The following is a 17292-nucleotide window of genomic DNA, read 5'->3' as shown; positions in this document are numbered from 1 at the left end:
CCTTGGGATAGTCACGGCTCTGTTCTTCACCGTACGAATACGACGTAAGCTTCGTGAGCAGGAGAACTTTCCCAACTTGAAGATTGTTGATTCTCCGGGGTGAGTACGTGCGCAATGACTTCTATGGAGCTTTAGTGGGCTGGATTGGCTCCTCAATTGTCCTAGCTATGTTCATCTTGAGGCGGAAGTGAAGTACTCTGCGGGTAATAGTTAAGTTTTCCACAATTCCCATGGCAGTTTCTAACGGTACCTCTATCTCTCTGACCGCTGCTGCCGTCAGCCAGGCCCCCGATGTTGGCTGGATTGCAAACTTCATTTAGAGCATCCCCGATGACGTGCTGCGCGATTTCTATCGCCATAATGTCTTCCATCTCTGGAGTAGCGATGAAGTTCCTGCGATGGTTCAAGCCCTTGGGAAGCGAGTCCACCGCGGCGTCCTAAGCACAACCCGCCTGAAGAGAGAAATCGTGGCGAATACAAATTGTTACTGTCCGTCAACTGCAGCCTAAACCCACCAAAGTAAGCCAAAAAGAAAGTACCGATTCCAAGCTTTTTGTCGTGCTTGATAGGCCTGGGTTGCATGGTATGTGGTTGGATTTCCCCCTGTTAACCGGAGGGTTGTAGGTTCGAGTCCGACCTGAGGAGCCAATTCTTCTCTAGACTTAGTTCAATCTCTCGCTCTGCAAGCCATCCGTCCTCCAGCATCTTGTTGATTTCAGGTTTGACCGCAGGTTCGAGTCCGACCTGAGGAGCCAAATTTTTTTCAGGGAACCCATGAGCCGCACTTCTTCTGGTGCAACATTGAAACCCGCCTCCTGAGCCTGTCTTCACGGATCATGGCAGATAAAAAAGTTTATAAAAAAGGTACAAATCAGCTCTCGTCTGTTATTATCCGGTAAACCCCCAGCTGACGAGGTATCCCCTAGATGATGAAATCCCCTGGTGCTTTGGGATTTTTATGCCTTGCCGTTTCGCTTGCAACCGCAACTGTGCCCACCGTGAATGTCCGCAATTATGGCGCACTTGGCAATGGTGTGGCCGACGATACGGTGGCCATCAAGCGCGCGATAGCTGCCATCCCGGCAAGCGGCGCCACCCTCTATTTTCCCTGTGGCACTTACCGCATCACCTCAAGCCTCTCTCCTATCAGGATTAGCGGCGTCAGTGTGATCGGGCCGACCACAAACTGTGTGACCCTGAAGGCCACGGGAACAGCGAGCCTGACGATGCTGGAGTTGGAGGGAGCAGGACTAAACGAGTCCCAGCTCCTAACCAGCAATACCACCGCAAATACCTTCACGGTCGCCGGCGGCGGGCTGGCGAAGCTTGGGATTCATACCGGTAGTTATGTTCTGGTCTCCGATGCTGCCACCCACAGCCACGGTCCTGGCTCGCCCTTGATTGCTAATCAGCAAATGGTAAAGGTAATCAGCATTAACGGCGACACCGCAACCATTGAGAATGGCTTCTCAACTCCCTACACGGTGGCCGCGAAAAGCTACATCCAGAAGATTGGGAGTCCTGTAGTAGGCGCCCTCATTTCGAATCTGGTCTTCGATGCGACTGCCAACACGGGAGCCGCGACTTTAGGCATCAATCTTGCTCTTGCCGCGGCATCGGTGATCCAAAATGTCACGGTAAAGAACATCCTGGGAGGGGGAATCATTTTGGACTGGGGCTACAACAACCATCTTCACGACGTAAGCTGTGTGAGATGCGGAGATGGAGGTGTGGGTACCCAATCCGTGATGATTCGACGACAGAGCAAGGCAGCCGTGCAGAACCTCACCATCACCAATACCGCGACTCAGTCGGTTTTCGGATTTGCTTTGCACGAAACCCATTTCAGCACGGTGAGTAACGTCGTGGTAGACGCCGGGGGATCTGACGGCAGACCGTTCAAATTGCAGCGCTCCAGCCACAACACCCTGTCCGACGTCACGGCGAAAAATGGCGGGGGAGGGCATAATGGCATCAGCGTTACCGATTACTCCACCTACAACACGTTTAATAACTGTGTGGCGCTAAACAACACGGGTAACGGAATCCTTACTTTTGGCGACCGAAATTCTCACAACACATTTAATAACTGCATCGCAAAGTACAACACTCAGGCCCAAATTGGCCAGATGGCAGCTTGGAACGGGACGTACACCGACTACTACAACAAGATCATCGGTGGAACCTTCTGCTGTGCCCGGGCAATCCATTCACGAGTGGTTGGTATTTTTTCTAATTACACAACTCTCAGCGGCGCTACCATCAGCGACGACTTGCACCTTTCGCGGAATGGGCTAACAGTGGCAGCATCTGGAGTTACAGTGCACAACAATCGTTTCAGTGGGAACCCTCTCGGGCACGATATTTATGTCACCAGTGGCTTGAGTTCGTCCTCATATTCCGGCAATGTGACGCCCGATGGCACGACTCCCGTCGGCACACCGTAGGGGCTCCTGCCTGGTCCGCAAGCGCGACGTGTGATTCGATAGTATGATGGATGCAGGTGATATTGATGATTGCTGGAACCACTACCAAGCCCTGCCCTCGTTGTCATGGAAGACGCACAGACGGTAACGGACATCTTTGCAAAGCCTGTCACGGAGCAGGCGAACTCCCCAGGCTGGAGGTCGCAAGACCGCAGTTGGTCCAGCCTACGGTGCGACCGACGAAAATCTCGAAGGGCGTCCTCTTTGATTCGCCACCTGTCTAAGGGGTGATTCAGCCATAAATTCCTGCTTATAATTTCGGGCCGGTTGGGCTTGTCATGGCCGAGTACGGGGGAAGATCCCAGCCGCCGCATAACTCGCGCCCCTATTGGCGCAACAGAAGTTTGCTCAGCACCGCCTGTTGCTTTGCGACTAGCAATTCGACGCCCCGGCGGGCGAGGTCCATCATTTGCCGGAGTTGCGTCTCATCAAAAGGGTGCTGCTCGGCGGTGCCCTGAATTTCCACAATTCTCTTGGCACCGGTGAGGACCAGGTTCATGTCCACCTCGGCGCGTGAATCTTCTTCATAGTTCAGGTCGAGCAGCGCCACTCCATCCACGATGCCTACGCTGGTGGCGGCGACAAAGTCGCGGATGGGCGCCGAAGTGAGGGTGCCGGCTTCGATTAGCTTCTCCAGTGCTAAGCCCATAGCCACAAATGCTCCGGTAATGGAGGCGGTTCGCGTGCCTCCGTCCGCCTGAATCACGTCACAATCAATGAAGATGGTGCGCTCACCCAGGCGTGCGAGGTCGCTGACCGCACGCAGGGAGCGCCCGATCAGGCGCTGAATCTCCTGCGATCGCCCACTCTGGCGCCCACGAGCAGCTTCTCGCGGAGTGCGAGTGAGTGTCGAACGCGGGAGCATCCCGTATTCGCTGGTGATCCAACCCTTGCCGCTGTTACGCAGAAACGTGGGTACTCCTTCTTCTACGGACGCGGTGCAGATCACCCGCGTGTTGCCCACCTCAATCAACGCCGACCCTTCGGCAGTGGGAATGAAGTCGGGCACGATGCTTACCGGACGCATCTGATCGGGGGCGCGATTGTCGCTGCGATAGAACATGTCGCTGATTCTACGGTAGAAGTTGAGGCGCGAGCGAATAGGCCTGTCTTTCAGTGACAACCGATGGCGTTGCTTTCAGCCGCTCTGTGCCGTCCCCGACTTTTCTCTGAAATGTTCCAATATTGCTTCCGCCTGACTGCGTGTCACCACGGCCGACAACGCAGCCGCGTCGGCTTCTCTTACTGCTTGCAAGCTCCCGAAGTGCTGCAGCAGCCGCCGCGTGGTGCTCTCGCCAACGCCGGGGATCTCTCGCAGTTCGGTCGAGCGGTCGCGCATCTGGCGGCGCTTGCGATGAAAAGTAACGGCAAAGCGGTGCGCCTCGTCACGGATCTGCTGGATCAGGTGCAGCACGGGGGAGTGCCGGTCGAGGATCACGGGCTCGCTCTCCTGTCCGAACACGTAGATGATCTCTTCCCGCTTGGCAATCGCGGCCAGCGGCTGGTTGATGATCTGCAACGACTCCAGCGCTTCGGCGGCGGCGTGCAGCTGGCCCAGGCCGCCATCAATCAGCACCAGATCCGGCATTTTTTTCTTTTCGGATTGCATGCGCTGGTAGCGGCGGGTCACCACCTCCCGCATCGAGGCAAAGTCATCCACGCCTTCGACGGAGCGAATAATAAATTTGCGGTAGTCCGACTTCTTCATTTTCCCTTCTTCCCAGACCACCATTGAAGCAACTGTTTCCGCTCCCTGAATGTGCGAAATGTCGAAGCACTCTACCCTCCGCGGGCGCTCGGGCAGGCCAAGGGCTTCCTGGAGCGCATCCTGAATGGCGCGTGCGGCCGGCTTCATTACCCGGAACCGCTGATCAAAGGACTGTTTGGCATTGTTGCCGGCCAGATCAATGAGCGACCGTTTCTCGCCCCGCTGCGGAACCACAATCTGGACACGCGCGCGACTGCCTTGCGCCGTCACCTTCTCGCTGAGCAGGTCCTCCAGGGTGGAGTGATCTTCGAAATCAACCGGCACGAAGATGGTTCGCGGCACATATTGCGCGTCAATGTAAAGCTGCTTCAACAGGGCGGAGAAGAATTCACCTGGGTTGAATGCCTCGTGCGTTGGGACGTTGCCGTTTTCCGCTTCTCCAGCTACAGGCGCTGGCGCCACCTGGTCCCAGAAGAATTCGCGGCGATCGAGCACGCGTCCCCCGCGCATGTGGAAGAGGTTGATGGCCAGCATTTCGTTCTCATAGTGGTATCCAAAAACGTCAGCGTCATCGCCTTCGACCGATGCAATGCGCTGCTTCTCCTGGAGTTGCTGCACCGTAGACACCAGGTCACGATACTTTGCAGCCTGCTCGTAGCGCTCCTCGGCAGCCGCCGTGTCCATCCGCGCGCGGAGAGAGCGGACAAGATCAGTGGGCCGTCCTTCCAGAAACGTCTTCACATCCTGAACGGCTTCAAGGTAGGCCTCAGGAGCGGCCAGGCCCTGGACACAGGGCCCCAGACAGCGGTGAATGTAAAACTGCAGGCACGCCCGCGGATGGTAACGGTTCAAATCCACATTGCAGGAGGGAACCAGGAAGTGACGGTGGATCAGGTCCACAATGCGGTACGCCAAATTGGCAGGGAAGTAGGGCCCGTAATAGGCGCTGCCGTCTTTGCGCAAGCGCCGCGTGACATAGACCCTAGGGTAGCGCTCGCCCAGGGTCAGCTTGATATAGGGATAGGTCTTGTCATCGCGCAGCAGGATGTTGAAGCGCGGCTTTTTCTGCTTGATAAGGTTGTTCTCAAGCGCAAGAGCCTCTTTATTGTTGTCAACGATGATGTAGTCAACGTCGGTGGCCTCTCGGACCAGGGAGCCGGTTTTGGCGTCCTCGGGCCGGCTTTCGAAAAAATAGGAGCGCACCCGTGAGCGCAGGTTTTTGGCCTTGCCTACGTAAATGACCTCCCCTTCGGCGTTCTTGTAGAGATACACCCCTGGGCTGGTGGGAAGGGTACGGATTTTGGCTTGCAGATCCATGTTGCTCAGGGTCTAAGCCGCGTCAGGCGGGCTTCAATCTACCAGACGCTGGGCTCTGTAAAAATTTTACGCCCTGTGCTGGCTTTGCTCACCAGAACGAAGTTCCGGCCTGGTGCAGGTTCTTTCACATGCTGTAAGTGATTGAGGTTCTTGTTATTAGATGATGGTTGCGAGTTGCTGGATTGGCAGGGCACGTGCTCAAATGGTAAGGCTGCTGCGGGCCATCGTGCACCGCGCATAGAAGGAGCCCTCCTCATGAATCGGATTTTCCTCGGATTTTTGGCCTCCAGCCTGCTGTTTAGCGCAGGCTGTGCCACCAAGAAATACACTCGCAATGAAGTTACACCCATCGTTAATAAGGTAAATGAGCTCGACGACCTGACGGCCAAGAACACCCACGACATTAAGGATGTGGACACCAGGACCCAGCAGGGCATCCAGCAGGTCCAGTCGAAGACCGCCGAGGTCGAGACCAAGACTCAGGCCGCCGCCTCGCAGGCACAGCAGGCGCAACAGCTGGCTGACCAGGCAACCAATCGCGTGACCAGCCTCACCAACACGGTCGCCAATCTGGATAATTACCGCGTGGTTGTGGATACCTCGGTCCACTTCGGCTTCAACAAAGACAACTTGACCAGCAAGGCCAAGAAGGCTTTGGATGAGCTCGCGGTTGAGATCCCCAATACCAAGGGCTACATCATCACGGTTGAAGGCGGCGCGGACTCCGTCGGTAGCAAGGATTACAACTACGACCTGAGCCAGCGCCGGGCCGATGCTGTTATCCAGTACCTCGCGGTCAAGCACAGCGTGCCAGCCCACAAGATTTACTTGATTGGCTTGGGCAAGGACAAGCCGGTAGCGTCCAACAGCGACGCCTCGGGACGAGCCAAGAATCGCCGGGTTGATATCCGGCTGATGACCAACACCGCCGAAGGCAAGACGCCCGCAAGCTCCAGCTCGCCGAGCCCGAGCGCCTCGCTGCGGTAATAAGCTTCCCTCCTCCCCGGAGGACTTCGCCAACCAGGCCATCCGTAATGGGTGGCCTGTTTTTTTCATGCAAGCGAAACACTCACCCCCATCCCTTCTGTGGTTTCATTTGGGTTTCCGGACTAAAATATTCCCATGGTGCCCCGGTTGTTTCTCTTTGTGTTCCTGGTGTTGGGTCTTGGTTTTCCGGCGATTGCGCAAAATAACGATCACCAGCAGGCCCCCGATCAATCGAGGCCAACTCAGTCAACCGACCCGTCCGATAAATCAACCGGCCAACCCGCCGAACAGGACTCCCCACAAGCAGATTCCCCCGCCCAGAGTGCTGAGGACCAAGCTCCCACCAATCGCGACGCCAATGCGCCCGGGGCCAACCAACCACTACCCCGCTCCGCAGGGTCGGAGCGCAGCAATGATGAAAGCTCCAGTCGGGACACCCTCATTGACCTGAGCCCTCCCTCGGACGACGCCAAGAACCACCCCAACAGCGGAACCGAGGACACCGACACCGGCGACGTGCAGGAATTCCGCCCCTTTGATCCCCATCGCGCCATGAAGGACATTGAGGTGGGCGACTTCTATTTCAAGCGGAAGAATTATCGTGCCGCCATCGGCCGCTATCGTGAGGCGCTTGAGTACAAGCCCAACGATGCTATCGCTACCTACGACTTAGCGCTGGCCCTAGAGAAAGTAAATGCGTTGGATGAAGCACGCGCGAACTACGCGGCTTACTTGAAGATCCTTCCTCACGGCCCTTCCTCCGAGGAGGCGCGGGCGGCATTGCAGCGCATCGACCCGAAAGATACGGCGGCTGTGAAGAAGTAGCGATGTCTATTTTTCTACGCGCATAAACTCGCTACTGGTGGCGTCCACTGCCACCTTCAGCTTGGCATTATCGAAATTGTCTCCATAGATCACGTGCCAGACCAGTTCGTTGGCACTGGCCCTCCAATTAAGCATATAGAACACCGGTTGGTCGGGGTTTGCCTTGGTCAACTTCTCGCCGCCATGCTTCTGCGCGACCTCATATGCTTTATCAGAGTCCACCTTCAGAAATGCCATGTCGAAAACTTGGGTACTGGTATTGTTCGGGTTGTAAGTATCTTCTGTGCCCGGAGTGACGCCGGGCGAAGGAGCGTCCTCGGCTCGCAGTCCCGACCAGACGAATGACTTCACCGCCCCACGTGAAGCGGACGCGAAGGACCCGCGCCAAACGCCGGACTTGCCGTCTTTACCCGTAGATTCTTTGGTGACCAGGGACTGTAATTGGTAAGGCCTGGCATCCGACGCCCAGCCGCGCGCAGAGATGTAAAGCTTCTGAAAGGCGGTGCGACCAGTTATTTGCTCCTGCTTGGGCGCTTCCGCCGGCTTTTTTTGCTGCTCTGCTGGCTGCTTGGGTTGTGACGAGCAGCCTACCAATGTCCCCAGCACCAACAGGTACACGAAAAGCTTCGTCATAGTAGTCGTCCTCGCTAAAATTGTAAGTCGCCAGGAGAAACCTCATTCTAAACGAACGTAGTAAATTGACTACGGATTTCTGAACGGTCGGATTGGCTCAGCTATGTGGCAAGTGGATTCCTGTCTTGACAAAACGCGGCGAGCAATTGACCAAGCCGTCGACGGCTTGAGCCTTGCGGAGCTAACGGCGCACGCCGAAGGAAAGTGGAGTCCGGCTCAAATCCTGGAGCACTTGTCCCTGACCTACAGCAGTACGGTAAAAGGATTGGGACGGTGCTTGGCTGCGGACAAACCCTTGGCTACCAAGCCCACCTTGTACCAACGCGCCGCCATTGCCTTGGTGGTCGTCTGCGGCCACATGCCGGAAGGACGACAAGCGCCTTCGTTCACCCGTCCAAAAGGACTTTCCGCCGAAGATGTGGTTAGGGTCATTCAAGAAAATCTAAGCAAGATGGAAGAAATCATTGGTCGGTGCGAAGCGCGCTTTGGAAAGCGCGTCAAGATCGCCGACCACCCCGTGTTGGGGCCGCTTACCCTCCCCGAGTGGCGGAAGTTCCATTGGGTGCATACCCGGCACCACTTGAGGCAGATCGCCAGAATGCGATCTGCACTCCTGCACACACATCTACTTAAATAGGTCGGGGTCCTACTCAGAAACCGAGTTGGGCATTCCAGCCTTGCGGGCTTCGTCCTTCAGATCAGAAAGCTTTTGCTTGGCGTCGTCCACCTGCTTTTGCTTGCTCTCAATCTTATCCTTGTAGTCACTGTCCATCTTGTCCCAGTCAGCCTGACTGCGCAGCCGGTTGCCGGCGTCGGCGTAGAAGGCCGCTGCGCGCAGCCGGTACTCGCGTTGGATAACGTCTAGCTCACGCTCCAGCAACGAAATAGAATCTTTCTGGGCGGCGAGCCGCTTTTTCCAGCCGTCCATCTCATCCTGAAACTTGGTGGCGTCGCTTTTGTCCTCATCGGTTTTCTTGTCCGCGGCCTTCGCGTCTTTGTTCTGGTCGTTATTAGCAGCCTGATCGCTCCCGCTGTTATCAGAGGCTGACTCTGCACGGTCGCTCTCGGGCGCCGGTTGACCTACCACAGAAATGGTCTCCTGCGGAGGCAGAGTGTCATTGGTTACGACCTTGGCGTGGGCCTTCTTTTCCTTTCGGGTTTCCCGCGCAGCCTCAGCGACGGATTGCGCGCCCGCAAAGGTGGCCGAAATGCCGACCAGCATTGCGGCTCCCAGTAAGAGACAGCACGCCATTCTCCCGGACATCCGATTGCATGTTGATTTCATAGAATCCCCTTTTTCGGCAGCACCTGCGGGCGCCACCCAGCGTACTGTGTTTTAGGCCAGCAGGGGGAGTGCTGGCGCGTGTTCTACATAAGTTGCAACGCCGTAACAACCAGGAACGGCGGGAGAGCTACTTATAAAAAACTTTCCCAATACCAGCGCAGAATGGAGTTCCCGAAGAAGAAAGCAAGAATTGCCACGCTTCCCAGAAATACTCCAAAAGGCATTTCGTAACGACGATAAACGATCTTGGCGGACTGCCAGGCCCGCTTCCTCGCCGAGGCGGCATCCTCATGATTGCGGAGCATGCGGCGGCGAGTACGCTTGATCCAGACCGCGAGCATGGTTCCCACCCCGAAGCAAGCACCTACAATTGAGGCCGCGAAGAGGGTGAACACCGTAAGCTTCAGCCCGAGAAATGCGCCGACCATGGCCATGAGCTTCACATCCCCAAATCCCATTCCCTCAGCGCCACGCAGGCCCAAATAAATTTTGCCGGCGCCGTAAATGAAGGAAGCCCCAACAATGGCGCCCAGCAACGCATCCGCGAAAGACAGCAAGTGCGCTGAAATATCCGAGCTGACGGGCATCGATATCAGGCCCGGAATCACCCGGGCAGCCAGGTCGTTGATTGGAACAAACAAGCTGAAAACCAGTCCCAGTACCAGCCCCGGCAATGTCATCCTGTCGGGTAGAAGCTTGGTTTCAGCGTCGGTGAAAATAAGGCCAAGTAGCAGGAAGCCGAAGACACAGTACTTCACCGTGGCCACGGTTAATCCGAAACGCGCATAGCAAGCCACGAACAGAGATGCAGTCAAGACTTCCACCGCGATGTAGCGCCCGGAGATCGCCGCTTTGCAATGGCGGCAGCGTCCACGCAGCACCAGCCAACTCAGGACTGGGACGTTGTCATAAAACCGAATCGGGGTGTTGCACTTCGGGCAGGCGGAGCCCGGGTGCACCACCGACAAATGCCGAGGCAGACGGTGAATGCACACGTTTAGAAAGCTGCCAAAGAGCAGCCCGAAGACGAAAATCGTGATGGCTACGAGCGGATCCACGAGTCTGTGCTAACGCCTTCTTTCCTCAGGGTTTGCTGTCAATTATACGGCCCCGCACGGGCCCTTCTGAAGGTGACTAAAGGCACTTGTACGGGCGGGCACGTAAAGGGGCAGTAAAAAACCGGTCGCCACGTGAATCCAGCGGCGACCGGCAACTCCAAAGGAGGCACGCGGCTATTTGTTAATGTCTTCCTTGGCCTGGAGTCGCTCCACCAGACGCTCCATGAAGGGCTTGGCACCCTCCGGTGCTGCCGCTGCCGAAAGCTTCATTTCCTTCACCGCATTGTCAAAGTCGCCTTTGGCGGTATGCATGCGAGCTATTTCGGAGTGCACCAACCAGTGGTTAGGGTTTTTCTTGACGTTCATCCTGAAAACCTCGAATGCCTGCGCTTGCTGGCCCTGGGTCTGGAGCTGGCGCCCGTAGGCATGGAGCTGCTGGGCATTGGCCATGGCGATTGCTTTGTTTCGGCTTACAGTGGCCGCGTCTTTTTGGCCGAGCGCATCCTCGATCCGAGATTTGGTCAGCAGATTGTCGTAACGCTCTTCAATTTGCAGTGACTTGTCCTCATATTTCAGCGCCTCCTGGAGGTCGCCCTTGTTCTCAAGCAGGTAAGTTGCAGCATCGTCCCATGCATCCCAGGTGTAGCCGGGCCAGCCTCGCAGTTGAGCGGGCAAACTCTTGCTAGTGATCTCGTTCACATTCACGCCGACCTTGAAGGGTACCGCCACCTTTTCCCAGCGTAACGTGACTAGTGCAGATTCGGGTTTTACTTCGTCGAAGTCATAGGTGAGGGCTTCATGGAAATCACTGGGTTGGGACTTCACTTTTACTCGCAGCGCGTCTTCCGCTTCGTTGTAACTGAAACTGCCCCACGCGGTGGCGGTCTTTGAAAAGATGACCGTCCACTCGTTTTCGCCGGGAATCATGTGCAGACCGTAAATGCCTTTGGGGAGCGATTGCCCCTCAATGCTTACCGGATCGGTGAACTCAATGGTGGTGTTCTCGTTGGCCCCCGCCCGCCAGACTTTCCCGTAGGGCACGACTTTGCCCCACAACTGGCGATTGTTCACCAGCGGACGATGGTAAGTGACGGTGACGTCCGTGATCCCAATTCGCTGCGTTACCACAGCACGTTGGCTGATGAGCGGGACTTTTAACAGTGACGACTGGCCGCCATTCTGAAATTGAGCCTGGGAACTTGGCGCAGTCAAAAGCAGAGCCTCGACCATCAACACGAGTGGCAGAATCCTCTTCATCATCATAGTTGCCTCCCTTTAGCGTTTCAGACGAAACACAGACAGTACAAACGTTCCTTAGACGAGAATCCTATCGGCTGGACATTCCGGGAGCATCGGAAGGTGTCGGATGACTGGTTTTCAGGGACGAATCCCGGCTAGGGGTTTGTGAACCGCTGCAGCATGCCGTCCAGAGCTTGCGCGCCGGGATCGTCCGCGGGCAGATTTCCCGACCATTTCACATGTTTGCGATTTACCAGTCGAGTGGTCGCGGGGAGAGAATGCCACCCTTCCCTCGTTTCTTCTTGTAAGGCGACGGAAAATCGTTCAGACGGCTTGTGCCTGCACTGCTTCCACTCAAGCAACGCGGCTTCCAGACCCTCAAGCAGCGCTTCCGACGGCAACAAACAAAAAATCCAGTCATGCTGCGCCATGGCTGCATAGCTATCAGCTGTCGGAGAGGAAACGGCCTGCTCTACTTTCGCGCCATGCTGGCGTGCTAACTCCACCGTTCGGTCGCGCGACCCGTGGTCAATGACCAGCACCTCATCACACGGGCGAAGTGAATCCAAAGCGCGGCCGATGCGCACCGCGTCATTGCGGGTGTGAAGCAGGGCAGTGATCTTCTGCAAGGATCCCTTCGGCATACGGCGGACATCGTAGCATCCCGAAAACGGAGCCCGAGGACCAGACTTATTTAAGTTGAGGATCCTACTGCAGCAGCTGCCGTAAGGGGACGCTTTTGTGTCCTGGGAAGTTCGATGGTGATCGCGGCCCCGGTGGGCTGAAGGTTTTGAACAGAAATTTCGCCACCGTGCTCTTTTATCAGGCCATAACAGATGCTCAGTCCCAGACCGCTGCCTTTGCCGACAGGCTTCGTCGTGTAAAAAGGATCGAAAGCACGGTTCGGGTCGGAGAAGCCAGCCCCGCTATCCGCAAAACGAACGACGACCTTTTCGCTCCGTGGAAACATCTCTACGGTGATGCGTTGTGCATCACACCCGGCAAGCGCATCTACCGCATTGCTCAGCAGGTTCACGAACACCTGCTTCATTTGGTCTTCGTCTCCCACCACTTTCGGCAACGTGGGATCAACCTTAATTTGCAGGTTGATGTTCTGGCTGCGCAGCCGGTACTCGTACAGGCCCACCGCGTCTCTCAGCAGAAGTTCGAGATCAATCGGTGCGTACTCTACCGTTTTCCGGCGCGCGAAGCGAAGTAAGTTATCAATGATGCGCTGCATGCGGCGGCTTTCGCGGCTGATCTTCTCGATTTTGGAGCGGGCATCCTTATGCAGCGATGCCTCGTCCAGCAAAAGTTCCGCGAATCCCGAGATTGAGGTCAAGGGATTGTTCAGTTCGTGAGCCACACCCGAGACCAGCTTTCCGATGGCTGCCAATTTTTCCGACCGGACCAGCTGCCGCTGCAACGTCTTGTTCTCAAGTGAGACTGCCAGATCAGCCGCGAGCAATTCAATTTTCGACAATTCCTCAGCCGTCACTCGCGACACATCACGGGGATCATCTAGAAAAATCGAGCCCACATATCTTCCGGAAGGCGAGCGCAGCGGTACGAACACCTTATCTCCGGTCTTCCAATAAGGATTGGGTGCGTAGTCGTGACCTCCTCCCACCGGTCCGTACTTTGCCACTTGCTCATAGGTAAGGTGGAAAGAATTTGCGCCGATCGGCCGTCCCGCTCCCACCAGTTCGGCGGTCTCAATGGTGGTCCAATTCGGGGCCTTCTGCTCTAGTTCATGTCCGTGCTTTGGTAATAGTCCTCCGTACCCTGCCACATGCAAATGTCCGTCATCGTCCGCCAACATGATCGCGACCCGTCGAAAGTTGCCGTAACGGGTGATAACCTCGGCGCTTTCCTGGCACATCTGCCCGGGATCGGCACCCATCAACAGTCGCGACGTGATCTGGGCAAGGTTCTGCACTTGCTGGTTTGCTTCGTGCTCGCGCTGATTCACCTCCTCAAGGGAGAGCGACTTGTCCTCCAGCAGCGTCAGGATCATTCCAAATGCCACGAAAAACTTGGGCACATTCCACATTTCAGGATTGATGGCTACTTTAGGCAACAGGTAGTCGGTGAGCGCACCCAGGGGAAACACAGCTCCCCAGGTGATGAACCCTACCATTGTGCTCACAACCCCCGGCGACGAACGCCGATACAGACGGTAAAAGCCGATCGCGGGTAGCCAGAAGACGATTGCCAGAATCGCGGTGTCGCTGTTGTCGTATAGATGGCGGAAAGCACCGTAGATTGCCCACATGCCAATTGCGTAACAGAACGCAACTAAGCTCCACTTCCAGCCTGCAATTGGCCAGTGAGAAAACGCAAACACCAACGGCCCACCGAAGAAGATCAGGGCGAAGCAGAGGATTTGTATCCAGCGCACCTCAATGGAAGGCGCGTACAGGCAGGCATGAATACAGATCGGCAAGCCCACCACGGCGAAGAAAATTTGTCGCCAGCGGCGGCTCTCCACCAGTACTTTGGTGGTTGAAGCGATCAGTACAGTGCCGGAGAGCTCCAAGCCAACCAGGTCGAGCGCATTGAACACCTGCCCGCGCCAGCCCGGGTAAAACTCGAATACCTGAGCGATAAAGTGGAGCAGGATCAGGCTCCACGAAATAGTCCAAAGTCGCACGCTGCCTGATTTGGCATGCCGTCGCAGTGAGAGAAATATGCCAAGCAACACGCATAAGACCAGAATCGTCGGAAGCCTGGCTAGAAGTGAGGCCATTGGTTTACTAACAGCTAAACGGCGGGGGAAGCACGCACAGAATGTTAGAGGAGCCGCTAGCCGCTAGCTAGAGGACTTTGGTAACAGATGCGTTCTGGAAAGAACAACTTGGCTTTCAACTACAGAGCCCAATTCTCCGCGTTCCAATAAAAAGACCCAGGACAAGCCTGGGTCCCTTCATGCAAGCTGGCTGGAGAAGTTATTGCACCTGCTGCCTATTGCCGTTCGGACCTTGCGACGTGGCATAGACGGAAAGCGGGTTCTGCAGTTGGAAGTTCAGCACGGTCTCAGAGGGTAGTACGATCTGCTGGCCCTTAGTCGCCGCCGAAACTCCGGTCCCCGCGCCTGCGCCTACAGCGGCGCCGATAGCAGCACCCTTGCCACCTCCTGCCAGAGCGCCGATGAGTGCGCCCAGGCCAGCGCCGGCCCCCACCTTCGTGGCCGTGGCCTTGCCCCGGGAACTACCAGCTCGGGAATATTGGTTGGTCTTCAGGTTGTAGGTCTTGCCATTCACCGAGAGTTGGCTAAGCTCCATGACAATGTCCGATTTGCCGGCGAATCGCCCGGCGCTCTTCACATCATCCAGAATTCCGGTTACCTCGTAGCCGGCTGGGATTACGACATTGCCGGATTCATCCGACAAAGGCGAATTCAGCGTAGCGCGGAAAGTCTGACCGCTCTGGCTCTTCTCCGAATCAATGGTGTCGATCAGTCGCACCGCGATACTGGTGCCTGCCGGAATCACCACTGGCTTCGGAGGTGGAGGCGGGGGAGGCGGGGCTTCAGCCGGTGTTGCCGCCGAGTTCACAGGCGTTGAATGGTTCGAGGCAGCTAAATTGTTGCTGGACGACGGTGGGGCGCTACGGTGGGTAGGCCGCCGAGCTTGCCGCCTCGGAGCCGGGGCCGGTGCTGCTTGTTCCTCAGCCGGCGCCTGCTCGGCGGGTGCCTCGGCCTGAGCCGAAGTCTGCACCTGCAAATTGTTCACTACGGTTTTAACGCCGCTCACCTGGGCCGCATCAGCCGCAGCCGTTGCGCGCTCTGCATCAGTATTGGTATAGCCGGAGAGGGTCACTATGCCGTTATTGGATTGAACTGTGATTTGGCGGCTCTGAACGCCAGGATCAGCCGAGATCTTGGCCTGCACGTTGCCGGCTAGTTGCGCGTCATTGGGGGTGCGCGAGCAGCCCACCGCCAGCCCAAGAATGGTCAGCAACACAACTGCGTGTATATAGAGCGATGTCTTCGCCTTCATAAATTACTCCTCTGAATATTTCGGGGCTCTGATCCAGTTTAGATGCAGAATAGCTGGTACTCCAGCAATAAATTAAATACCTGTAGTTCAGTTACTTACCCATATTGACGTTGCGCACGTACACAGGTCGCTGGGCAGCTGTATTTCGATTCCTCTCGTCCTGGAATAGGCTCGGAACTGCGTCTGAACGGGCTATGATGGCGTTGTGGATTCCAGGAATACAGATCTCTCAGTCTTCGTCCTCGCGGGAGGGAAGAGTTCCCGTATGGGTGGCGACAAGGCGCTTCTAGAGTTCGACCGGCGGCCCCTGTTGACCAGGATGCTCGAGCTGGGCAGCAAACTCAGCGACGACGTGCGCATCGTCGGCAGCAGGGAAAAGTTTTCAGGGTTTGGGCCAGTGATTGAAGATCTATATCCGGAGCATGGGCCGCTGGGCGGAATCCATGCTGCTCTCGGCCGGACCGATCGCGAGCTGAGCCTGGTGCTTGCCGTGGATTTGCCATTTCTGAAGGCGGAGTTTCTGGCGTGGTTGATTGGCCAGGCGCGACTCACCGGCAGCATGGTGACTGTTCCACGTGGCGGAGGTGGGTTGCAACCGCTGTGCGCAGTATATCGGCGGGATTTTCGGGCTTTGGCCGAGAATGCTCTTGCACAAGGCAAAAACAAGATTGACTCATTGTTCACCCAGGCACCCATACGGATTGTCGAGGATACCGAAATTCAGGGCTTGGGCTTTTCGCCCTCAATGTTCGACAATCTGAATACGCCTGCCGATTTAGAGGCCGCGCGAGGGCGTCTAGGAGGACTCAAACCACCTGTGGAATCCAACTCCCAGAGCAGTATTGTCGAGCCGCCGGAAACCTCACCTTCGACCGAATCTGCGCCGCAGAGTTCGGGCGGCGAAGCACCTCGCAAACCTTACATCGAATTCAAAAGCGTATCTAAATCGTTCGGCAGCAATTGCGTTCTGGATGATGTCAGCTTCGAAGTTTTGCCTGGAGAAACAGTCTGCATCTTGGGACGCAGCGGTGTGGGCAAATCGGTGTCGCTGCATCACATCATGGGATTTCTCAAACCTGACTCTGGCCGCGTAATCGTCGCTTATGAAGACATCACCGACTACGCCGAGCCGGAACTGCAACGCATCCGGAAGAAAGTCACCATGGTTTTCCAGAACGGAGCGCTCTTCGATTCACTGACCGTCGGCGAGAATGTGGCATTCCCCCTGCGGGAACGTGGCGACCTGAGCGAAGAGCAGATCTACCAAATCGTGGATGGTTTGCTCGAAATGGTCGGGGTAAAGCCGATGCGCGACTTGTTGCCGTCCGATCTTTCTACTGGCATGAAGCGCTCGGTGGCCATCGCCCGCGCACTCGCGGCAGAACCAGAATGCGTGCTCTACGACGAGCCCACTACCATGGTAGATCCACTGATGGCCCAGCTCTTGGGAGACTTGATTCAGAAGCTCAAATACCAGTTGAAGCTGACCAGCGTCGTGGTCACCCATGACATGCGCCTTGCCAAAAAACTGGCCGACCGAGTGGTATTTCTGCACGAGGCAAGAGTGTTATTTTTCGGCACCGTGAAAGATATGCAGCAGTCCGATGAACCCATCGTGCGCCAGTTCCTCACCTTGGATGAATTGCATCTGGACGGCGGACCGGCTGAGGTGCGAGCTGAACCTCCGGAGGGATGCTCGCAGGCTGAAGCTCGTTAGGTCGTCGGCCGCCCGGGCGAGCTACGCCTGTCTTCA

General features: G+C 56.3%; 14 protein-coding genes and 1 pseudogene. 6 read left to right on the top strand and 9 right to left on the bottom strand.

The window, feature by feature from the left end:
- The first annotated feature begins 926 nt into the window (after positions 1 to 926).
- Positions 927 to 2447: a glycosyl hydrolase family 28-related protein gene (locus tag VFA76_08910; GenBank protein HZR31957.1), complete on the top strand. Its 1521-nt coding sequence runs from the start codon at positions 927 to 929 to the stop codon at positions 2445 to 2447.
- A gap of 364 nt (positions 2448 to 2811) precedes the next feature.
- On the opposite strand, the gene rph is transcribed toward VFA76_08910, so the two are convergent.
- Together rph and uvrC are read right to left on the bottom strand one after the other, a co-directional pair.
- Complete coding sequence (gene rph / locus VFA76_08905; GenBank protein HZR31956.1) at positions 2812 to 3549, bottom strand: ribonuclease PH; 738 nt, start codon at positions 3547 to 3549, stop codon at positions 2812 to 2814.
- A gap of 75 nt (positions 3550 to 3624) precedes the next feature.
- On the bottom strand, positions 3625 to 5511 hold the full coding sequence (uvrC, locus tag VFA76_08900; protein ID HZR31955.1) for an excinuclease ABC subunit UvrC: 1887 nt from the start codon (positions 5509 to 5511) through the stop codon (positions 3625 to 3627).
- Between the two features lie 255 nt (positions 5512 to 5766).
- On the opposite strand from uvrC, the gene VFA76_08895 reads away from it, so the two are divergent.
- Together VFA76_08895 and VFA76_08890 are read left to right on the top strand one after the other, a co-directional pair.
- Positions 5767 to 6498 (top strand): OmpA family protein, encoded by a 732-nt coding sequence (locus VFA76_08895; GenBank protein ID HZR31954.1) that lies wholly within the window; start codon positions 5767 to 5769, stop codon positions 6496 to 6498.
- A 135-nt stretch (positions 6499 to 6633) separates the two neighbouring features.
- Entirely contained in the window at positions 6634 to 7323 is a 690-nt protein-coding gene (locus tag VFA76_08890) for a tetratricopeptide repeat protein (protein HZR31953.1), read from the top strand.
- Between the two features lie 6 nt (positions 7324 to 7329).
- Here the strand turns inward: VFA76_08890 and VFA76_08885 are convergent, their stop codons facing one another.
- Positions 7330 to 7956 carry a hypothetical protein gene (locus VFA76_08885; GenBank protein HZR31952.1) on the bottom strand — a complete coding sequence of 209 codons (627 nt, stop codon included), beginning with the start codon at positions 7954 to 7956 and terminating at the stop codon, positions 7330 to 7332.
- A 112-nt stretch (positions 7957 to 8068) separates the two neighbouring features.
- On the opposite strand from VFA76_08885, the gene VFA76_08880 reads away from it, so the two are divergent.
- Entirely contained in the window at positions 8069 to 8593 is a 525-nt protein-coding gene (locus VFA76_08880) for a DUF1569 domain-containing protein (protein HZR31951.1), read from the top strand.
- 9 nt (positions 8594 to 8602) lie between these two features.
- On the opposite strand, the gene VFA76_08875 is transcribed toward VFA76_08880, so the two are convergent.
- The 6 genes from VFA76_08875 to VFA76_08850 all read right to left on the bottom strand — a co-directional run bounded on the left by VFA76_08875 (position 8603) and on the right by VFA76_08850 (position 15539).
- Entirely contained in the window at positions 8603 to 9178 is a 576-nt protein-coding gene (locus VFA76_08875) for a hypothetical protein (protein ID HZR31950.1), read from the bottom strand.
- A 194-nt stretch (positions 9179 to 9372) separates the two neighbouring features.
- The gene (locus tag VFA76_08870) at positions 9373 to 10299 is read right to left on the bottom strand and encodes a prepilin peptidase (GenBank protein ID HZR31949.1); all 927 of its coding nucleotides are present in this window, start codon (positions 10297 to 10299) and stop codon (positions 9373 to 9375) included.
- A 174-nt stretch (positions 10300 to 10473) separates the two neighbouring features.
- The gene (locus VFA76_08865) at positions 10474 to 11562 is read right to left on the bottom strand and encodes a DUF2911 domain-containing protein (protein ID HZR31948.1); all 1089 of its coding nucleotides are present in this window, start codon (positions 11560 to 11562) and stop codon (positions 10474 to 10476) included.
- Between the two features lie 131 nt (positions 11563 to 11693).
- Complete coding sequence (locus VFA76_08860; protein HZR31947.1) at positions 11694 to 12182, bottom strand: hypothetical protein; 489 nt, start codon at positions 12180 to 12182, stop codon at positions 11694 to 11696.
- A gap of 50 nt (positions 12183 to 12232) precedes the next feature.
- Entirely contained in the window at positions 12233 to 14287 is a 2055-nt protein-coding gene (locus VFA76_08855; GenBank protein ID HZR31946.1) for an ATP-binding protein, read from the bottom strand.
- A gap of 199 nt (positions 14288 to 14486) precedes the next feature.
- Positions 14487 to 15539 (bottom strand): BON domain-containing protein, encoded by a 1053-nt coding sequence (locus VFA76_08850; protein HZR31945.1) that lies wholly within the window; start codon positions 15537 to 15539, stop codon positions 14487 to 14489.
- 205 nt (positions 15540 to 15744) lie between these two features.
- Here VFA76_08850 and VFA76_08845 point away from each other — a divergent pair.
- Together VFA76_08845 and VFA76_08840 are read left to right on the top strand one after the other, a co-directional pair.
- Positions 15745 to 16194 (top strand): annotated as a pseudogene (locus tag VFA76_08845) (molybdenum cofactor guanylyltransferase).
- Between the two features lie 267 nt (positions 16195 to 16461).
- Positions 16462 to 17256: an ATP-binding cassette domain-containing protein gene (locus VFA76_08840; protein HZR31944.1), complete on the top strand. Its 795-nt coding sequence runs from the start codon at positions 16462 to 16464 to the stop codon at positions 17254 to 17256.
- Positions 17257 to 17292: the final 36 nt, after the last annotated feature.

The organism is Terriglobales bacterium, assembly GCA_035651655.1.
In the GTDB taxonomy this organism is placed as follows: Bacteria; Acidobacteriota; Terriglobia; order Terriglobales; family Acidobacteriaceae; genus DASRFG01.
The sequence above is the reverse complement of the archived record's forward strand: the minus strand, read 5'-3'. Positions and strand labels throughout refer to the sequence as shown.